Source organism: Pseudomonas triclosanedens, from assembly GCF_026686735.1.
Classification (GTDB): domain Bacteria; phylum Pseudomonadota; class Gammaproteobacteria; order Pseudomonadales; family Pseudomonadaceae; genus Pseudomonas; species Pseudomonas triclosanedens.
In genome coordinates, this window is the sequence record NZ_CP113432.1 from 834,873 (window position 1) to 853,720 (window position 18,848).

General features: G+C 67.8%; 18 protein-coding genes. 10 read left to right on the top strand and 8 right to left on the bottom strand.

What is annotated here, in order from left to right; all coding sequences use genetic code 11:
- The first annotated feature begins 174 nt into the window (after positions 1 to 174).
- A complete protein-coding gene (gene hrpB, locus OU419_RS04015) occupies positions 175 to 2,706 on the top strand; it encodes an ATP-dependent helicase HrpB (RefSeq protein WP_254471273.1) in 2,532 nt (843 codons plus the stop codon).
- 77 nt (positions 2,707 to 2,783) lie between these two features.
- Here the strand turns inward: hrpB and OU419_RS04020 are convergent, their stop codons facing one another.
- Together OU419_RS04020 and OU419_RS04025 are read right to left on the bottom strand one after the other, a co-directional pair.
- Complete coding sequence (locus OU419_RS04020; RefSeq protein WP_254471272.1) at positions 2,784 to 3,548, bottom strand: substrate-binding periplasmic protein; 765 nt, start codon at positions 3,546 to 3,548, stop codon at positions 2,784 to 2,786.
- A 103-nt stretch (positions 3,549 to 3,651) separates the two neighbouring features.
- Entirely contained in the window at positions 3,652 to 4,734 is a 1,083-nt protein-coding gene (locus OU419_RS04025) for an endonuclease/exonuclease/phosphatase family protein (RefSeq protein WP_254471271.1), read from the bottom strand.
- 374 nt (positions 4,735 to 5,108) lie between these two features.
- On the opposite strand from OU419_RS04025, the gene OU419_RS04035 reads away from it, so the two are divergent.
- Positions 5,109 to 5,945, top strand: a complete 837-nt coding sequence (locus OU419_RS04035) for an SDR family oxidoreductase (RefSeq protein WP_254471269.1) — start codon at positions 5,109 to 5,111, stop codon at positions 5,943 to 5,945.
- A gap of 84 nt (positions 5,946 to 6,029) precedes the next feature.
- Here OU419_RS04035 and OU419_RS04040 read toward each other — a convergent pair whose 3' ends face one another.
- Positions 6,030 to 6,470, bottom strand: a complete 441-nt coding sequence (locus tag OU419_RS04040; protein ID WP_254471268.1) for a VOC family protein — start codon at positions 6,468 to 6,470, stop codon at positions 6,030 to 6,032.
- An 88-nt stretch (positions 6,471 to 6,558) separates the two neighbouring features.
- Positions 6,559 to 7,209, bottom strand: coding sequence for a YciC family protein (locus OU419_RS04045; protein ID WP_326494076.1), 651 nt, complete (start codon positions 7,207 to 7,209; stop codon positions 6,559 to 6,561).
- 143 nt (positions 7,210 to 7,352) lie between these two features.
- Here OU419_RS04045 and OU419_RS04050 point away from each other — a divergent pair, with 143 nt between their 5' ends.
- The 3 genes from OU419_RS04050 to OU419_RS04060 all read left to right on the top strand — a co-directional run bounded on the left by OU419_RS04050 (position 7,353) and on the right by OU419_RS04060 (position 10,041).
- The gene (locus OU419_RS04050) at positions 7,353 to 8,048 is read left to right on the top strand and encodes a DUF2076 domain-containing protein (RefSeq protein WP_254471266.1); all 696 of its coding nucleotides are present in this window, start codon (positions 7,353 to 7,355) and stop codon (positions 8,046 to 8,048) included.
- 72 nt (positions 8,049 to 8,120) lie between these two features.
- Complete coding sequence (locus OU419_RS04055) at positions 8,121 to 8,597, top strand: LabA-like NYN domain-containing protein (RefSeq protein WP_254471265.1); 477 nt, start codon at positions 8,121 to 8,123, stop codon at positions 8,595 to 8,597.
- A 49-nt stretch (positions 8,598 to 8,646) separates the two neighbouring features.
- Complete coding sequence (locus tag OU419_RS04060) at positions 8,647 to 10,041, top strand: DEAD/DEAH box helicase (protein ID WP_254471264.1); 1,395 nt, start codon at positions 8,647 to 8,649, stop codon at positions 10,039 to 10,041.
- A gap of 101 nt (positions 10,042 to 10,142) precedes the next feature.
- Here the strand turns inward: OU419_RS04060 and OU419_RS04065 are convergent, their stop codons facing one another.
- Entirely contained in the window at positions 10,143 to 10,748 is a 606-nt protein-coding gene (locus OU419_RS04065; RefSeq protein WP_254471263.1) for a GNAT family N-acetyltransferase, read from the bottom strand.
- 59 nt (positions 10,749 to 10,807) lie between these two features.
- The gene (locus OU419_RS04070) at positions 10,808 to 12,052 is read right to left on the bottom strand and encodes a TIGR03862 family flavoprotein (RefSeq protein WP_254471262.1); all 1,245 of its coding nucleotides are present in this window, start codon (positions 12,050 to 12,052) and stop codon (positions 10,808 to 10,810) included.
- Positions 12,053 to 12,254: 202 nt separating this feature from the next.
- Here OU419_RS04070 and OU419_RS04075 point away from each other — a divergent pair, with 202 nt between their 5' ends.
- A complete protein-coding gene (locus OU419_RS04075) occupies positions 12,255 to 12,755 on the top strand; it encodes a hypothetical protein (RefSeq protein WP_254471261.1) in 501 nt (166 codons plus the stop codon).
- On the opposite strand, the gene OU419_RS04080 is transcribed toward OU419_RS04075, so the two are convergent.
- Both OU419_RS04080 and OU419_RS04085 read right to left on the bottom strand, forming a co-directional pair.
- Positions 12,740 to 13,663, bottom strand: a complete 924-nt coding sequence (locus tag OU419_RS04080) for a histone deacetylase family protein (RefSeq protein WP_254471415.1) — start codon at positions 13,661 to 13,663, stop codon at positions 12,740 to 12,742. The two genes, OU419_RS04075 and OU419_RS04080, sit on opposite strands and share 16 nt — an antisense overlap.
- Before the next feature lie 89 nt (positions 13,664 to 13,752).
- On the bottom strand, positions 13,753 to 14,961 hold the full coding sequence (locus OU419_RS04085) for an MFS transporter (protein WP_254471260.1): 1,209 nt from the start codon (positions 14,959 to 14,961) through the stop codon (positions 13,753 to 13,755).
- 207 nt (positions 14,962 to 15,168) lie between these two features.
- Between OU419_RS04085 and OU419_RS04090 the strand changes: the two genes are divergently transcribed.
- From OU419_RS04090 to OU419_RS04105, 4 genes are read left to right on the top strand one after another with little or no spacing between them, the layout of a single operon-like run.
- Positions 15,169 to 15,720 (top strand): GNAT family N-acetyltransferase, encoded by a 552-nt coding sequence (locus tag OU419_RS04090; protein ID WP_254471259.1) that lies wholly within the window; start codon positions 15,169 to 15,171, stop codon positions 15,718 to 15,720.
- Positions 15,717 to 17,333 carry a SagB/ThcOx family dehydrogenase gene (locus OU419_RS04095; RefSeq protein WP_254471258.1) on the top strand — a complete coding sequence of 539 codons (1,617 nt, stop codon included), beginning with the start codon at positions 15,717 to 15,719 and terminating at the stop codon, positions 17,331 to 17,333. Before OU419_RS04090 ends, OU419_RS04095 begins: the two co-directional genes overlap by 4 nt.
- Positions 17,334 to 17,353: 20 nt before the next feature.
- Complete coding sequence (gene tesB / locus OU419_RS04100; protein WP_254471257.1) at positions 17,354 to 18,223, top strand: acyl-CoA thioesterase II; 870 nt, start codon at positions 17,354 to 17,356, stop codon at positions 18,221 to 18,223.
- Positions 18,220 to 18,819, top strand: a complete 600-nt coding sequence (locus tag OU419_RS04105; protein WP_254471256.1) for an HAD family hydrolase — start codon at positions 18,220 to 18,222, stop codon at positions 18,817 to 18,819. Before tesB ends, OU419_RS04105 begins: the two co-directional genes overlap by 4 nt.
- Positions 18,820 to 18,848: the final 29 nt, after the last annotated feature.

An 18,848-nucleotide genomic window follows, 5' to 3' on the forward strand; every position in this document is an offset into this window, starting at 1 on the left:
TGATGCGAGTAACTATATCAACGAGCCGGCGAGTGCTGCTGGCAGATTCGCACCATGCAGCGCGCTCGTTGCTTCTATGACTACTGAGTAGCACTTGCGGTTCGCCCGTTATAATCGCCGCCCCCCGCGTCCGCCGGGTTACCGCCATATGAAGCTTGAATCTCAGGAGCCGGCATGAACGCCCTTCCCATCGACAGCGTCCTCCCCGAGCTGCGCCAGGCGCTGGCCGGCCGCCACGAGGCCGTGCTGGAGGCGCCGCCCGGCGCGGGCAAGACCACCCGCGTGCCGCTGGCGCTGCTGGGCGAGCCGTGGCTGGCCGGGCAGTCGATCCTGATGCTGGAGCCGCGCCGCCTGGCCGCCCGTGCCGCCGCCGAAAGGCTGGCCGCCGAGTTGGGCGAGAAGGTTGGCGAAACGGTGGGCTATCGCATCCGCCTGGACAGCAGGATTGGCCCGAAGACCCGCATCGAGGTGGTCACCGAGGGCATCCTTGCCCGCCGCCTGCAGGATGACCCGGCGCTGGAAGGCGTTGGCCTGGTGATCTTCGACGAATTCCACGAGCGCAGCCTGGACGCCGACCTGGCCCTGGCGCTGACCTTGAACGGCCGCGCGCTGCTGCGGGACGAACCGCCGCTGAAGGTGCTGGTGATGTCCGCCACGCTGGAAGGCGAGCGCCTGTCCGCGCTGCTGGGCGACGCGCCCGTGGTGCGCAGCGAGGGCCGCATGTTCCCGGTGGACATCCGCTGGGGCCGGCCTTGGCAGGCCGGCGAGTTCATCGAGCCACGCGTGGTGCAGACGGTGCTGCAGGCGCTGGCCGACGAGAGCGGCAGCCTGCTGGTGTTTCTGCCCGGCCAGGCGGAGATTCGCCGGGTGGCCGAGCAACTGGGCGATGCGCTCGCCGGCCGCCCTGACATCCTCGTCTGCCCGCTGCATGGCGAACTCGATCTCGACGCCCAGCGCGCCGCCATCGAGCCGGCGCCGGCGGGCAAGCGCAAGGTGGTGCTGGCGACCAACATCGCCGAGACCAGCCTGACCATCGACGGCGTGCGCGTGGTGGTGGACGCTGGCCTCGCGCGGGTGCCGCGCTTCGACCCGGGCAGCGGCATGACGCGCCTGGACACCCAGCGCATCTCCCGCGCATCCGCCACCCAGCGTGCCGGCCGCGCGGGGCGTCTGGAGCCGGGCGCGTGCTACCGGCTGTGGTCCGAGGCGCAACACGATCAATTGCCCGCCTACGGCACGGCGGAAATTCTCCAGGCCGATCTTGCCGGGCTGGCCCTGCAACTGGCGCGCTGGGGCGTAGCCCCGCAGGAGCTGGCCTGGCTCGACCTGCCGCCGGCCGCAGCCTACGCCCAGGCCCAGGACCTGCTGGAGCGCCTCGGCGCGCTGGCATCCCGTGCCGGCGGCGGCAACCTGACGGCCCACGGCCAGGCGATGGCGGAGTTGCCGGCGCATCCGCGTATCGCCCATCTGCTGCTGCGTGGCCATGCGCTGGGGCTGGGCCAGTTGGCCTGCGATCTTGCCGCGTTGCTCGGCGAGCGCGACATCCTGCGCGGCAACGATGCCGACCTGCACCACCGCCTCGCCCTGCTGGCTGGCGAGCAAGGCGGCGGGCGCGCCAGCCGTGGCTCGGTACAGCGCGTGCGGCAGTTGTCGCGGCAGTTCAAGGGCTACCTGCGCGGCCCAGCTCGCGAACCGGTCGCCGACCCCGATCATCCGCGCTGGCTCGGTGGCCTGCTGGCGTTCGCCTACCCGGACCGCATCGCCCGCCAGCGCCGTGCCGGTGGTGGTGAGTACCGTCTGGCCAATGGCCGCGCCGCGCTGTTCGGCGAGCCGGACGCGCTGATGAAGGAGCCCTGGCTGGTGATCGCCGACCTTGGCAGCCGCCAGGGCCAGCGCGAGGAGCGCATCTATCTCGCGGCGGCGCTGGAGCCGGTGCTGTTCGACTCCATTCTCGCCGAGCAGGTCAGCGTGCATGACGAGCTGGACTGGGACGAGCGCGAGGGCGTGCTGCGTGCCGAGCGCCAGCGCAAGGTCGGTGAGCTGGTGCTGTCCAGCGAAGCGCTGCCCAACCTCGATGCCGATGCCCGTAGCCGCGCGCTGCTTGGGCTGGTGCGGCGCAAGGGCCTGGAGCTGCTGCCGTGGACGCCGGAGTTGCGCCAGTGGCAGGCTCGGGTCGCCTTGCTGCGACGGCTCGATCTGCAGAGCAAGGGCGAAAGCGAATGGCCGGACGTCAGCGACGCGGCGCTGCTGGCTTCGCTGGAAGACTGGCTGCTGCCGTACCTTGGCAAGGTCTCGCGGCTGGCGCATTTCGCCAATCTGGAGCTGGCCGGCATGCTTCATGCCGTGCTGCCGTGGCCGTTGCCGCAGCGGCTGGACGAGCTGGCGCCGCGTAGCTTGCAGGTGCCATCCGGCTCGAACATCCGCCTGGACTACACCGAGTTTCCGCCGGTGCTTGCCGTTCGCCTGCAGGAGCTGTTCGGCCTCGCCGACACGCCGCGCGTCGCCGGTGGCAGGGTCGCGGTGAAGCTGCATCTGCTGTCGCCAGCGCAGCGCCCGGTGCAGGTGACCCAGGACCTGGCCAACTTCTGGCGCAGCACCTACGCCGAGGTGAAGAAGGATCTCAAGGGGCGCTACCCCAAGCACTACTGGCCAGACGATCCGCTGATCGCCGAGCCGACGGCGCGGGCGAAGCCGCGCAAGGGCTGACCGCCAGCGAGTGCCTGTGCGCAGGGGGCAAACGCCATCCTGTGCCGGGCTTCGATTTGTGCCGGCTCCGGCCGGTGCTACGGCAATTCCATTTCGTAGCCCGCCGCCTTCAACTCATCGTAGGCGTGGTCGAGCTGCGCGCGCAGCGCTTCGGCATCCGGGGCGCGGCGGGAAACGATCAGCTTGGTCGGCACGCTGTACAACCGGTCGAAGGCCAACGGCGCCATCTGCAATTCGCGGCGCGCCTGCTCCACCGGTGTCTGGTAGTCGATCAGGTAGTCGCCTCGCCCGCGTTCGAGCATCTGCAACGCCGCCACGTGGGTGCTGGTGCGGTGCTGTTCCAGCTTCAGTTGCGGGTCCTCCAGCAGGTCGGTGATGGGTTTCCAGTAGCTGTAGCCGCTGATCAGGATCACCCGTTTGCCGGCCAGTCCCTGGGGCAGTGGCGGGGAGGGGTGCGATGGCAGGCGATAGAGGTTGAGGTCGACATGGCCGAGCACGCGCTCGCATTCCAGTGTGCTGTCCGCCAGTTCAGCCTTGCCCGGCGCGCCGGCCCAGAGTTGCACGCTGCCATCCTGCAGGCCGAGGTACAGCCGCGCGCTGGGCAGCGAGCGGAACTCCGCTCGATAGCCGGCCTTGAGCAGGATGCGCCGGACTATTTCGGCGCCGCTGCCGCGCGTGGTGCCGTCGGGGGCGGTGTAGGTGTACGGCGGGAATTCGTAGTAGCCGACGCTCAGGGCCGGGAGCGGCCTTGGCAGGCGGTCGGCCAGGGTGGGCTTGCCACTGGCGCTGGCGTGTAGGCAGAACAGTGCGGCGATCAGCCAGGCGATACGGCGAAAGGGCATGGAGACCTGCGGGAGTGTTGTCGTTTTTTTACGCGGCGGGCGGAGCATGCGGCGAGCTCCGTGTGCTTGTCCAGCCTCGCCCGGCGCCCGCGTGCGGCATTGCTCAATGCGGCAGCAGGAAGCGCCCGGTGAGCGGCAGGTGATTGGAGATGCGCAGGGTGTCGTTGCTCCGTACGCCGGCTTCGATACGGCTCAGGCGCGGGCTGTAGATCAGGTAGTCGAGGGTGCGGTCGGGCTTGTGCACGCGGGGGTCGTTGGGAAAGTGGGTGTACCAGTTCTCCTGCTCGGCGCCGCTGGACTCCTGCACCGCCGGGATCATCGGGAAGCGTGCCGCCAGCAGGTTAAGCTCGCTGTTGGCGCGGTACGGCGCGCGCAGCACTTCCGGCAGGTAGGGATACTGGCCCAGCGGCAGCAGGCCGAGGTCGCCGCCAAGCAGCCAGGGCTGGCCGGCGCGTTGCAGGCTGCTCAGGTGCAGCTCCAGGGCGTCCACCTGGCGTTGCGGCGTGTCATCGCCGTTGGGGCGCTCCAGGCGGGTGTTGATCACGGTGAGCTTGCCGCCGCCACGAATCGGCAGCTCGCTCTGCAGGAGCGCCGGCTGCGGGGCGAACAGGCGCAGCAGCGGGATCGACGCGCGCTGCGGCAGGGCGAGGCGCTCGCCCGAGGTGATCTGGAAGCGGCTGAAGGTCACCAGCTTGCGCCCGGCGCTGCCGAACACGTGGGGATTGGGGTCGAAGCGAGCCTTCCAGTCGAAGGCGGCGGTGGAGCAGGGATAGAGGTCGGCAAGGCGTGCGCCGATCAGTGCCTGCTGGTCCTGCTCGCCGGTTGCCGCGGCGCCGTCGTCGACTTCCTGCAGCAGGACGATGTCCGGCGTTTCATCACGGATCACCCGCACCACTTCGTCGAGGGTGTAGGCGAGGTCTTCGGCGCTGGGCTTGTCGTCCGGGCCAGTGGTATCGGGCAGGTCGTCCCAGAAGATGTAGCGCTTGCCCGCCAGGTACTGGACGTTCCAGGTCATCACCTTCAGCGCCTGCCCCGGCTGCAGCAGCGCTGCCGGCGCGCGGCACTGCGCGGCGACGGCTTCGCGTCCGGCGGGGTGCCAGGCCAGCAGCCAGGCCGCCGCGGTGGCAGCGAGGAGCAGGACGATGAGCAGGATGAACAGAATGCGTCGCGGCTGGGACAGGTTCATGGAGTTCTGGGGCTATCCTTGGTCTGGCGAGAGGATAGTGTCTGTGACCGCGCTTTTCACCTGTGCGTTTCCCTCGCGAAGCATCCTGCAACCTTGTGGCGCGCCCGCGCCGGGAGGTTCGTCCCATGAGCGCAGCGCTGATCGACCGGCGCGGACCCTGCCCGGTAGCGGTACGCCCCGGCGAAGATTACCTCTGGTGCCCTTGTGGATGCAGTACCAGTCAGCCTTTCTGCGGCGGTTCGCACAAGGGTGCGGGCCTCGTGCCGTTCAGGTTTCACGCTGAGCGCGATGAGCCGCTGTACTTCTGTGGCTGCAAGCGGATCCACACGCCGCCCTGCTGCGACGGTACCCACGAATCCCTGTAGGAGACCGGCATGCCTCGCAAACTGTTCGCCCATCAGGTCTATCGACACAAGGTCGTACTGATCACCGGCGGTTGCTCGGGCATCGGCCGGGCGCTCGTTCTGCGCTTTGCCCAGGCCGGCGCGCATCTGGTGATCCTCGATCTCGATCAGTCGGCGCTGGACAGCCTGGTTCAGCATCTGCATGGGCACCTCAACGTCGAGGCGCTCGGCCTGCGCTGCGACATCACCGATGCAGAGGCGGTACGCCGCAGCGTGAACCTGGCGGTCGAGCGCTTCGGCGGTATCGATGTGCTGGTGAACAACGCCGGCATCACCCATCGCAGCCTGTTCGCCGATACTGACCTTGCGGTGTTCCAGCGAGTCATGGCGGTGAACTTCTACGGCGCGCTGCACTGCACGCAGGCGGTGTTGCCCAGCCTGCTGGCGCGGCGGGGGCAGATCGTCGTCCTCAGCTCACTGACCGGCTTCGCGCCGTTGCTCTACCGCAGCGCCTACAACGCCAGCAAACATGCACTGCATGGCTTGTTCGACACGCTGCGCATGGAGATCGACGGCAGTGGCGTGGCGGTGATGCTGGCCTGCCCCGGTTTCACTGCCACCGACCTGCGCAAGAACGCGCTGGTCGGCGATGGCTCGGTGATCCGCCAGCCGGCGCTGGTGCTGGGTGCGGAGGTCGCGTCGCCGCGCGATGTGGCGGAAGCGATCTACCAGGGCGCGGCCCGCCGGCGGCGGCTGCTGGTACTGTCCAACGTCAACTGGCAGGCGCGCATTCTCGCCCGGTTCTTTCCGCGGCTGTTCGAGAAGCTGCTGGTGCCTAAGATGTCGGGGCTCAAGCCGGGCCACTAGCTCTTCGCGGGGCGCGCAGGGAAGCGAGGTCGAAGCCATCTGCAGGATGGGCGTCGTACGCTTCCCCTGTGCGCCTGCGCTGCGTCAGTGCGAGTGTGAATCGTGGGCGTGGCCTGCCAGCTCCATGTCCCAGAACGATGCCTCGATCTTGTGCCCGTCCAGGTCGCGGACGAAGCAGCCATAGTACGGGTCGCCATACAGCGGGCGAGGGCCTGGCGCACCATCGTCGGTGGCACCGGCGGCGATGGCTGCCTGGTAGAAGGCGTCCACCGCTTCGCGGGTGTTGGCAATGAAGCCGAAATGGGTGCCGTTGCCGACGCTGGCGGGGCGGCCGTCGATGGGAGTCTGCAGCCAGAACTCGGGAAACTCGCGGCCATAGGCCACCGCGCCGGGGTGCTCCATGATCTGCGTGCAGCCAAGGGTGGGCAGCACCGCGTCGTAGAACGCCTTGGCGCGAGCGAAGTCATTGGTGCCGATGGAAATGTGCGAGATGCAGCTGGGCGGATAGCTTGGTTGGTCGCTCACGGGAGTCTCCGGTGCAAGGCAGAAGACTCCAGCGTAGAAGACAGGTGTATGCCGCGCCGGCGAAAGTGTTGCGGCGTGCTGCGGTGCCTCAGGCTTCGGGCTCCGGGGCGAGGATGAAGATGCGGTAGGCCGCCACCGTCAGCATCAACTGGAAGAACCCGCTGGCCGAATGCAGGACCACGCCCAGCGCGGGCGAGTCCTCGGCGGTCTGGCTGATCCAGCCCTCGACCAGCCATACCGGCGCGAGGATCGCCAGCGCAGTGGTCAACAGCAGGAAGAAGTGCCCGGTGGTCAGGCGGTAGCTTTCCCGCATGGCGTCGATCGGTGTGTGCCCGCGCTGCACCAGGAGAAACTCGGAAAAGGCCATCTTGATCATGATGAAGAGGCCCGGCAGCACCATCAGCGACAGGCCGACCAGGATCAACAGGGAACTCAGCGCCGACAGCAGTGCGAACGCCGGCCACAGCCGCAGCGCTGCGTTCCACAGTTCGCGCACGCCACGCTCGCGGCCTTCGCCCCGGTCGATGAGGAAGAGGATCAGGCTGGCGGTGTACAGCGGATAGAACACCAGGCCGGCAGCCATGCCCCAGGGCGCGAAGTTCTGCGACCCGGCCGCGACGTCGATCTGCCGCTGGACCAGCGTTTCCACGACGATCCACGGCAGGCACAACGGCAGCAGGGTGCCGATGTGTCGGGAAAAGAAGAACCAGGTGTCGCGCAGGATCGAGATGGGATTCATCGGCATGGGAGAAGGATCGAAGGCCCTCGACTCTAACTTAAGCAAACCTTCAGTTGAAGGTAGGACATTTCAACTGCCGGAACTTGTTTTTCACCGGCCCGATCCAATCTTTCGTCGAACACCACGCTCACTCGAGGCCTGTCATGAATTCCGAAGAGCAATCCCTGATCGATGGTCTGTTCAGCCGCCTGCGCGATGCCGAGCAGCAGACGGCGCAGCGCGACGCGCAGGCCGAGGCGCAGATCAACAGGCATCTGGTCCGGCAGCCCGCCGCGCCGTACTACATGGCCCAGGCGCTGTTGATCCAGGAGGCGGCGATCAAGCGCCTGGACCAGCGCCTCAAGGAACTGGAGGCGCAAGCCCAGGAGCCGCGGCCCAGCAGCGGCGGTTTCCTCGCTGGCCTGTTCGGCGGCGGCCAGCGTGACGAGCCGCGCGCCGCCCAGCCGCAGCAGCGCCCCGATGGCTGGGGCCAGACGCGCTTCTCCCAGCCCGGCGGCAGTGGCGGCTATGCGAGCAACCCCAATGATTTCCGTCCAGCCCAACCGGCCCAGGCTGCCCCGCAGGGCGGCGGCTTCATGCGCGGTGCGCTGCAGACCGCCGCTGGTGTCGCCGGTGGCGTGATGGTGGCGGACCTGCTGACCAGCATGTTCCACCACAGCCAGCCGCAGGAAATCGTCGAGGTGATCCAGGAACCGTTGCAACAGGAACCGTCGAATTTCGACGATTCGCTGCAGGGCGGCGACCGCTACGCCGACAACGGCTTTACCGATACCGGCTACGACGATGGCGGCTTCAATGACGACCCCGGGTTCTTCGACGACGGCGACATGTTCAGTTGATCCGGTAGCACTGGCGGGGGGCGGGCGCACTGTCGATAATGCGCCCCCGCCGATACCGCCCCGGAGCCACCGTTGAAGACCATCGCCCTGTTCGCCGACGTGCAGAACCTCTACTACACCGTGCGTCAGGCCTATGGCTGTCACTTCAACTACGCCGCGCTGTGGGCTGCGCTCAGCGGCCAGGGCAGCATCGTCCAGGCATACGCCTACGCCATCGACCGTGGTGACGCGAAGCAGCAGCAGTTCCAGCAGATCCTGCGCAACCTCGGCTTCACCGTGAAGCTCAAACCCTATATCCAGCGCAGCGATGGCTCGGCCAAGGGCGACTGGGACGTCGGCATCACCATCGACATCCTCGACGCCGCGCCCAAGGTGGATGAGATCGTCCTGCTTTCCGGCGATGGCGACTTCGACCTGCTGCTCGAACGTGTACGTGCCGGCGGCACCGAGGCTGCCGCCTACGGGGTGCCGGGCCTCACCGCCCAGGCGCTGATCCGCGCCGCCAGCCGCTATGTCCCCATCGAAGGCTCGCTGCTGCTGCGCCACTGATCCCAGCGGCTACAATGCCGCCCATTCCGAACTCTATTGCGAGCGCTCCATGACCTTCGCCTCCCTCGGCCTGATCGAACCTCTGCTGCGTGCCCTCGACGGCCTTGGCTATCGCACGCCAACGCCGGTCCAGGCCCAGGCCATTCCCGCGGTGCTCAAAGGCCGCGACCTGCTCGCCGCTGCGCAGACCGGAACCGGCAAGACCGCTGGCTTCGCCCTGCCGCTGCTACAGACGCTGCTGCAGGAAGGCCCGCAGGTGGCGAGCAACTCGATCCGCGCGCTGGTGCTGGTACCGACCCGCGAGCTGGCCGAGCAGGTGCATGAAAGTTTCCGCGCGTACGGCCAGCACCTGCCGTTGCGCACCGCCGTGGCTTACGGCGGGGTGAGCATCAACCCGCAGATGATGAAGCTGCGCAAGGGCGTCGACGTGCTGGTCGCGACGCCAGGCCGGCTGCTCGACCTGTACCGGCAGAACGCCCTGAAATTCGCCCAGTTGCAGGTGCTGGTACTGGACGAAGCCGACCGCATGCTCGACCTGGGGTTCGCCCGCGAGCTGGACGAGGTGTTTGCCGCGCTGCCCAAGCGCCGGCAGACCCTGCTGTTCTCCGCGACATTCTCCGATGCGATCCGCCAGATGGCGCGCAATCTCCTGCGTGATCCGGCAGCCATCGACGTGGCGCCGCGCAACACCGCCGCCAGAACGGTGAAGCAGCACCTGGTCACCGTGGACAAGAAGCGCAAGGCCGAACTGTTCCTGCACCTGCTGCGCGAACAGGGCTGGCGCCAGGCACTGGTGTTCGCCAAGACCCGCAAGGGTGTCGATGAACTGGTGGGCCTGTTGCAGGCCGAAGGCATCGCCGCCGACTCGATCCACGGCGACAAGCCGCAGCCGGCCCGCTTGCGTGCCTTGGCGCGGTTCAAGGCCGGCGAGGTGGATTTCCTGGTCGCCACCGACGTGGCGGCGCGCGGCCTGGACATCCAGGAGATGCCACTGGTGGTCAACTTCGACCTGCCCATCGTCCCCGAGGACTATGTGCACCGCATCGGTCGTACTGGCCGTGCCGGCGCGAGCGGGCAGGCTATTTCGCTGGTCTGCGCGGACGAGGTTCAGCAACTGGCAGCCATCGAGACACTGATCGGCCAGACCCTGAAGCGCCACGAGGAAGATGGCTTCGAGGCCGAGCACCGCGTACCGACCACTGCGCCGGGCGGCCAGGTGCTGAAGAAGCCCAAGAAGCCCAAGAAGCCCAAGCAGCCCAAGGTTCCCGACGGCAAGCCGGGCAAGGTGCACCTGGGCTCGCTGCTGGACGACAAGCCGCAGGTGAAGGCGGTGCGCAAGGCACCCGGATTCGGCCTGGGCGGTGGCAAACCAGCAGGCGGAAAGCCCGCGGGCGGCAGGCCGGGCGCTGGCAAGCCGGCTGGCAGGAAGAAGCCGAGGGCCTGAACGCGGCCCCGGGCGGGCCGCCATCGACGCAGGCGGCGCCATTTAAGGCTGCCGGGCGAGTCCAGGTGCCCGGCGATGCGGCGGCAAAGCCCGGATCGAACTCACAGCGGGCGCTGCATGTAGCGATGATCGGCCACGCTGGGCAGATGAGAAGGCCGCTCGATCTGCACGCGAAAGCCGAGACGTTCATAGAGTGCCTGGGCCTTCGGATTGGCCGCCGAGACATCCAGCGCCGCCATCGATACCCCGGCGCGCCGGCCGCGTTGCAGCAGGTGATCGATCAACTGGCTGCCCAGCCCTTCGCCGCGCAGTTCCGGCGTGACACCCAGGTGCGCGAGGTACAGCGTGCGGCGTGGTGGAGGGCAGATGATGCGCTCCAGTTGCAGGCCGCGCCGGATGACCGGTAGCGAGCCGGCGCCGAAGAAGCCGAGGATCTGCCGGCTGGCCGCGAGCAGGTAGCCCAGGTTCTGCTCGCCGCCGAACACCGTGCCAGCCGCGACCACGCGGCCGTCCAGCTCACCGACCCAGTGCTGGCGCCAGCCGAACTGACCGCTGCCCTGTGCGAAGGCGTAGCGCAGGAAGTCCTGGGCGTTGTTGCGGCCGGGGCGGGCGAAGGCATAGTCGAATGCCTCGGGGCCGGAGCTGTAGATCAGCGGCACGGCGGCGTCGACATCGGCGGGGCGGGCGGGGCGGAAGGTCAGTGGCATGCAGATGACTCCTGGGTGGGAGTCTGAAATCTAGCACTATGGTGCCATTTTGGCAGCGCTCAATCTCGCGCGCCTTGCAGCCAGCGCAGCGCCCCAAGGCCAGCCGCGCGCCCACAGGCGAAGCAGGCGGTGAGCAGGTAGCCGCCGGTTGGCGCTTCCCAGTCGAGCATTTCGCCGGCGCAGAACACGCCGGGCACGGCGTTCAGCATCAGGTGTTCGTCCAGTGCTTCGAAGCGCACGCCGCCGGCGCTGCTGATGGCTTCATCCAGTGGGCGCGGACGCACGACACGCAACGGCAGCGCCTTGATTGTCGCGGCCAGGCGTGCCGGATCGGCGTAGTCCTCGGCATTGGACAGCTCGCGCAACAGCCCGGCGCGCACACCGTCCAGTCCGAGCCGGCCACGCAGATGGTTGGCCACGGACTTCGAGCCGCGTGGCTGGGCGATGGCCTTGGCCACCTGTTCCGGGCTGCGGCCGGGCAGCAGGTCCAGGTACAGCGTGGCGCTGCCGCTGGCATTGATGCGCTCGCGGAGTGCCGCGGACAGCGCGTAGATCAGGCTGCCCTCGATTCCCCCGGCGGTCACCACGAACTCGCCCTGGCGCGGCGCCTTGTCGTCCAGCGAGATGGCGACTGGCTTGACCGGCGAGCCGGCGAACTTGTCGCGGAAGAAATCGCTCCAGCCCTCCACCTCGAAGCCGCAGTTGGCGGGCTGCAACGGCGCGATGTCGACGCCGCGTTGCTGCAGCAGCGGCACCCATGCGCCGTCTGAGCCCAGGCGCTGCCAACTGCCGCCGCCGAGCGCGAGTACCAGCACGTCGGCGTTTACCCGCCGCTGCCCTTCGGGGCCATCGACCAGTACTGCGCCGTCGGCATCCCAGCCACGCCAGCGGTGCCGGGTATGCAGGACCACGCCGGTGTCGCGCAGGCGCTTGAGCCAGGCGCGCAATAGCGGGGCGGCCTTCATGTCAGTGGGAAACACGCGGCCGGAGGTGCCGACGAAGGTGTCGATGCCCAGGCCGTGAATCCAGCTTCGCAGGGCCCGGCTGTCGAAGGCGTCGATCAGCGGCTCCAGGGTGCCGGCGCGCTCGCCGTAGCGCGACAGGAAGGGCTCGCGTTCTTCCGAGTGAGTGATGTTCATGCCGCCGACGCCGGCCAGCAGGAACTTGCGGCCAACCGAGGGCATGGCGTCGAACACCTCGACCCGGACGCCAGCGGCGGCCAGCACCTCCGCCGCCATCAGGCCGGCGGGGCCGCCACCGATGATGGCGGCGGAACGGGAAGCGAGCGGAGCGGCGTCGGGCATATCGGTCGGTCTGGGGAAAGAAAATGGGGGCGTAATTCTAGCGCAGCGCCCGAGTTTGCCGGCGAGGGAATTTTCCACCGGCTATCGGCGCGCCATCAGGGAGATCGGGTGGATTCGTACAGCTGAATAGGTACTTTCTGATATTGGTGAAAATGCCTATCCATCAGCATTTCCGGACTTGGTTTTTCAGGCCGGAACGCTGATGAAAGTTCGTGATTACCTCCGCTCCCATGAAGCCCTGTTGCGTGTCGAGGGTAGCGATACCCGTGTACGCGTGAGCGGGCTGGACATCGTTATACGCAGTATCCCCAGCGACAACATTCGCGCACTCCTGAACGAGGCGGTGGCGCACATGCTGGTTCGCCTGGAGAAGAATCTCCGGCGCTCGCGGCTGAGGTTCGAGCAGAACAAGCTGGAACAGTTGTCCTTGCGCATCGCCCTGCACAACCTCTACATCTACACGGCCTGGGGGCGCTACGTGAATATCTGGCGCGGCGGGCCGGGAGAGCTGCACGCCACCGAGTTGCTCAAGTGCCAGGTTCCTGAGCAGGTCATGCGCTATTGCCAGCGGCACTACGAGCAGGACTCCCGCAAACGGGCCGCTGCGCTGCTGGGCTATTCGGAAAAGGAACTGGCGCGCTGGGAAGCGCAGCGCCTGCCGCTGCGGATGTGCATGAACAACTCGCGCTATCGGTCCAACTGAAATTCGCGCGCGACCTTCGCGGCGCTGTAGTGCAGGATTCCGTGGCGCCGCGCGAGGGCGTGGCGGTCCTTGTCGTAGCCGCCACCGATGACGCCCACCACCGGGATGCCAGCACGCAGGCAGCGGCGGATGACGTGTTCATCCCGCGCGGCCAGTCCCGCATCGGTGAGCTGCAGATAGCCCAGGGCATCGTCCTTGTGCACATCGACGCCGGCGTCGTAGAGCACGATGTCCGGCTGGTACAGCGGCAGCAGGTAGTCCAGCGCTTCCTCGACCACCTTCAGATACTCGGCATCGCCCAGGTGCAGCGGCAGGGGAATGTCCCAGTCGCTGTGGGCCTTGCGCGCCGGGAAGTTCTTCTCGCAGTGCAGCGACACTGTGATCGCATCCGGCACGTTCTCCAGGATGCGCGCGGTACCGTCTCCCTGGTGCACGTCGCAGTCGAAGATCAGCACCCGCTGGGCCATGCCGCTTTCCAGCAGATAGAGGCTGATGACCGCCAGGTCGTTGAAGATGCAGAAGCCCGAGGCGTGATCATGGTGCGCATGGTGCGTACCGCCGGCCAGGTGGCAGGCCAGGCCGTGCCGCAGGGCGAGCTCGGCGCTCAGCAGTGAACCACCCACGGCACGCACCGTGCGCCGCGCAAGGGCTTCGCTCCAGGGCAGGCCGAGGCGCCGCAGTTCTTCGCGGCTCATATCGCCGTCGCAATAACGCTCGATGTAACCCCGGTCGTGGGCCAGGGCGAGGATATCCACAGGGCAGAGTTCCGGGCGCAGCAGGTCGGCATCGCTCGTCAATCCGCTGTCCACCAGATGGTCGCGCAGCAGGCGGAACTTCTCCATCGGGAAGCGATGATTGTCCGGGAACGGCGGGCTGTAGTCGTCGTGGTAGACCAGGGGCAGCGGCATGGCGTCGGTGTGGCGAGGAGATGGGCCACAGGGTACGTCGACGATGGGCGTGGACGAAAGGGCCGGCATTGCGCCGGCCCTTTTTGTATTCAGCTCTCGCTGGAGATCGCCGCATTGCGGCGCTCGCCGCGTCGGCTGGTGGCTACCGCGACCGACCACAGCACGAAGCCGCCGATGGCCAGCAGGCTGCCGACCCAGCCCGGTGAAGTCCAGCCGTAGCCGGCTGCCAGGGCGAGGCCGCCAAGGTACGGGCCGAGCGCGTTGGCGAAGTTGAACGCCGAGTGGTTCAGCGCCGCGGCCAGGCCCTGGGCGTCCTCGGCGACATCCATCAGTCGGGTCTGCAATACGGTGCCCAGGGCGCCGCCGAAGCCGACGAAGAACACGCAGATCGAGATGCTCCAGATATTTCCGGCGGTGAACGGGAAAATCGCCAGCACCACCGCGCTCCACACCAGCAGGCCGCCCGCCGTGGGCATCACGGCGCGGTCGGCGAGCACCGGGATGAACAGGTTGCCCAGGGTCATGCCGATACCGAACACCGCCATGACCAGCGGCACGATGCCTGGCGAAACCTGTGTGACCGCGCCGAGGATGTCGGCCAGGTAGGTGTAGACCGCGAACAGACCGCCGAAGCCGATGGCGCCGATGCCCAGCGTCAGCCAGACCTGACCGCGCTTCAAGGCGCCCAGTTCGCGCAACGGGCTGGAGCCCGGCTCGGCTGGCGAGCAGGGCGCGAACAGGCGCACGCAGAACATGGTGGCGACGCCGAGGGCGGCAACCAGAGCGAAGCTCCAGCGCCAGCCCACCGCCTGGCTCAGCCAGTTGGCCAGCGGCACGCCGATGATGGTGGCGACCGTGAGGCCGAGGAACATCCGTCCGACCGCCACCGTACGCCGATGCGGCGGTACTACCGAGGCGGCGACCAGCGCGGCGATGCCGAAGTAGGCGCCGTGGGGCAGGCCGCTGATGAAGCGGAACAGCAGCATCCAGTGATAGGTCGGCGCCAGTGCGCTGAGGCCGTTGCCGATGGCGAATAGGCCCATCAGCAGTATCAGCAGGGTGCGGCGCGGCAGGCGTGCGCCGAGGGTTGCCAGCAGCGGTGCGCCGACCACCACGCCCAGGGCGTAGGCGCTGATCACGTGGCCGGCGGTCGGGGCGTCGATGCCCAGCGCCGGGGCGAAGTAGGGCAGCAGGCTCATGGTGGCGAATTCGGTGGTGCCGATGGCGAAGCCGCCGACGGCAAGCGCGAAAAGCACCAGGGCCGCACCGCGTTGCGGTCCGGTGGTGGAGGTCGTCATTGGTTTTCCTTGGTCTTTTGAGGTGCGCCGTGCGGCGCGGCTGTCTGCTGGAGCACGGTCAAGGCAGTGACCGACAGCGAAGGTGCGACAAAAATACCAGAAGCGGAGCGTGCTGTGCTGAAACGATTGCGCGCCCGGACAGGCTGCAACGGCCGGATCGGGCAACGGGTATCATGGTTCCCTCCGACGAACTGCGACGGCGCGCCGATGACTTTTCCCTGCCTGACCACCGAACGCCTGCTCCTGCGCCCCTGGCGTGCCGATGACCTGCCGGCCTTCGCCGCGATGAACGCCGATCCCGAGGTGATGCGCCACTTCCCTGGCTGCATGAGCCGGGAGGAAAGCGACCTGCTGGCCGGCCGTATCCTCGTGCACGTCGACACCTACGGCTTCGGCCAATGGGTGATCGAACGCCGGGAGGACGGTGCCTTCATCGGCGTGCTCGGCCTGCAATGGATCCCTTTCGAGGCCTCGTTCACCCCGGCTGTTGAAATCGGCTGGCGTCTGCACGCCGCCTACTGGCGGCAGGGCTATGCGCTGGAGGCGGCGCGCGCGGCGCTGGGGTTCGCCTTCGAGACGCTGGCGCTGGACGAGGTCCTGGCGTTCACCGTGCCGGCCAACCTGCCGTCCCAGGGCTTGATGCAGCGGTTGGGGATGCGTCGGGATGTTCACGGGGACTTCGAGCATCCGAACCTGCCGGAAGGCCACGCGCTGCGGCCCCATGTGCTCTATCGACTGCGCCGGGAAGACTGGGCATGAACCCGGTGGACGGCGTACGCGCCTACCATGAGCTCAGCCGGCATCTTCCCGAGCGCTTCGCTCCGGGGCCGGGCCGGCTCGACTGGGCGACCCAGCCGGCGCCCTTTCGCCGTTATGCCGGCGCGCGCTGCATCGAACTGCTGCATCGGCCGCAGGAGGAGTCGCCCGGCTACGACGACGTCTTCTCCGGCCCGCTCGGCAGTGCCGCGCCGATAGGCCTGGCCAGCGTTTCGCAACTGCTCTACGACAGCCTGGCGCTGTCGGCCTGGAAGGAGTCCCAGGGCAATCGCTGGGCGCTGCGGGTGAATCCGTCGAGCGGCAATCTGCACCCGACCGAGGCCTATCTGCTGCTGCCCTCCGGGACTGTGGATAACGCTGCGCTGCTGGCGCACTACAGCGCTGATGAGCATGTTCTGGAGATACGCGCCGAGCTGCCGGCAGAGTTGGCGGAGCAGTTCGACGCAGCCCTGCCTGCCGACGGCTGCCTGCTCGCGCTGGCCAGCATTCCCTGGCGCGAAGCCTGGAAGTACGGCGAGCGCGCCTATCGCTACTGCAATCATGACCTGGGCCACGCGCTGGCTTGCCTGAGCATCGCTGCCGCGATCCAGGGCTGGGACGTGCGTCTGTTGCGCGGTGTCGCCGAGGCACGGCTGGATGCAGTGTTCGGTCTCGATCGCGAAGGGTTCTGCGAGCAGGAGTGCGTGGATGCCTTGCTGTGGATCGGTCCGGCACAGGCCGCCGAGTTTCCCTTGCCCAGCGCGCTGCTCGACGGCCTCGCCGAACTGCCGTTGAGCGGCGCGCCCAACCGGCTGTCGCGCGAGTATCGTCACTGGCCGGAGCTGGAGCGGGTTCGGGCGATCTGCCGGGCTCCGGCGCTGCCCGCTGCCGGCTGGGCTGCCGGGCAGGCCGTGGAGCGCTCGTGCGAGCTCGAAAACCCTGGCCTGCCGCTGCGTCCGATCCTGCATCGCCGCCGCAGCGCGCAGTCGATGGATGGACGCAGCGGGATCCTGGCCGAGTTGCTGTATGCCTGGTTGCGCCGCCTGCTGCCGGAGCGTTCGCCGGTTCCTTTCGCCTGTAGCGGTGAGCCTGCGCGGGTCGATCTGCTGCTGTTCGTTCACCGTGTCCAGGGACTGGCACCGGGGCTCTATTGGCTGGGCCGCAGCGGTCGTGAGGCGGGTGGCCTGCGCGAGGACTTTCAGTGGCAGGCGGTCGCTGCGTCGGGTCTGCCGTTGTATCGCCTGCTGGAGGGAGATGCCCGCGGGCTGTCGGCCTTCCTGTCTTGCGGGCAGGACATCGCCAGCGACGGCTGCGTCGCCTTTGCCATGCTGGCCGATCTCGACGCCGCGCTGGCAGAGGGCGCCTGGACCTATCCGCGGCTGTACTGGGAGTGCGGGCAAATCGGCCAGTTGCTCTACCTGGAGGCTGAGGCGGCGGGGCTTTCCGGCACTGGCATCGGCTGCTATTTCGACCCGGCGGTAGAGCAATTGCTCGGCGATGGTTCGGACCGCCCGGTCAGCCTCTATCATTTCACCATTGGCCGCGCGGTATGGGACACTCGCCTGAGCAGCCTCCCCGCCTACCCGGCGCCGCGTCGCCCCCCATTCGAGCAGTAGAGTTTCTTCGAGGAAAGCGCATGACCCAGATTCTGGACAACCTGGTGGCTCTGTTGAGCCTGGAACCCATCGAGGAGAACCTGTTTCGCGGCATGAGCCAGGACCTCGGGTTCCGCCAGCTCTATGGCGGGCAGGTACTCGGGCAAGCGCTTTCGGCAGCCAGCCAGACGGTGGACCCGGCACGCCACGTACACTCGATGCACGGCTACTTCCTGCGTCCGGGCGATGCCAGCAAGCCCGTCGTCTACCAGGTCGATCGCGTGCGCGACGGCGGCACTTTCAGCACCCGCCGTGTCACCGCGATCCAGAAGGGCCAGCCGATCTTCGCCCTGAGCACCTCGTTCCAGTACGACGAGGAAGGCTTCCAGCACCAGATTCCGATGCCCGAGGTGGTCGGCCCGGAAAACCTGCCCACCGACCAGGAGCTCAAGCAGCGCAGCGCCGCGCAGTTCCCCGAACGCATCCGCGACAAGCTGCTGTATCCCAAGCCCATCGAGATTCGCCCGGTCACCGAGAACGACCCGTACGACCCCGAAGTCGGCGAGCCGATCAAGTACCTCTGGCTGCGCGCCGACGGCAAGCTGCCGGACGTCCCGGCACTGCACAAATACCTGCTGGCCTATGCCTCCGATTTCGGCTTCCTCACCACCTCGCTGCTGCCTCACGGGCGTTCGGTGTGGCAGAAGGACATGCAGGTCGCCACCATCGATCATTCCGTGTGGTTCCACCGCGACCTGCGCGCGGACGAGTGGCTGCTCTACGCCATCGACAGCCCGTGGGCCGGCAACGGTCGCGGCTTCGTGCGCGGCAGCATCTTCAACCGCGATGGCCAACTGGTTGCCTCGGCGACCCAGGAAGGGCTGATCCGCAAGCGCGAGGACTGGGCGTGACGCTTGCCGAGATCCGCCACTGGGTGTTCGACATGGACGGCACCCTGACCCTGGCGGTGCATGACTTCCCGGCAATCAAGCGGGCGCTGGGCATCCCCCAGGAGGACGACATTCTCAGGCATCTGGCCGCGCTGCCTGAGGCCGAGTCGGCGGCCAAGCATGCCTGGCTGCTGGAGCACGAGCGCGAGCTGGCGGTGGCCTCCACGGCGGCGCCCGGCGCGGTGGCGCTGATCCGTGCGCTGCACGATGCGGGGTATCGCCTGGGCATACTCACCCGCAACGCCCATGAATTGGCGCTGGTCACCCTGGCGGCGATCGGTGTTGCCGATTGCTTCCACACCGAAGACATCCTCGGACGCGGCGAAGCCGACCCCAAGCCCAGCCCCGACGGGTTGTTGCGCCTCGCAGCACGCTGGGGCGTCGCGCCTGAACGCATGCTGATGGTCGGCGACTACCACTTCGACCTCGAATGCGCCCGAGCCGCCGGAGTGCACAGCGCGCTGGTCAACCTGCCGGAAAACCCCTGGCCCGAACTGACCGACTGGCACGCGCGCGATTGCGCGGAGCTGGGACGGATGGCGGGCGTTCTGGTCTAGGCTGCAACAGCTATCGAGTTGGCGCGCCG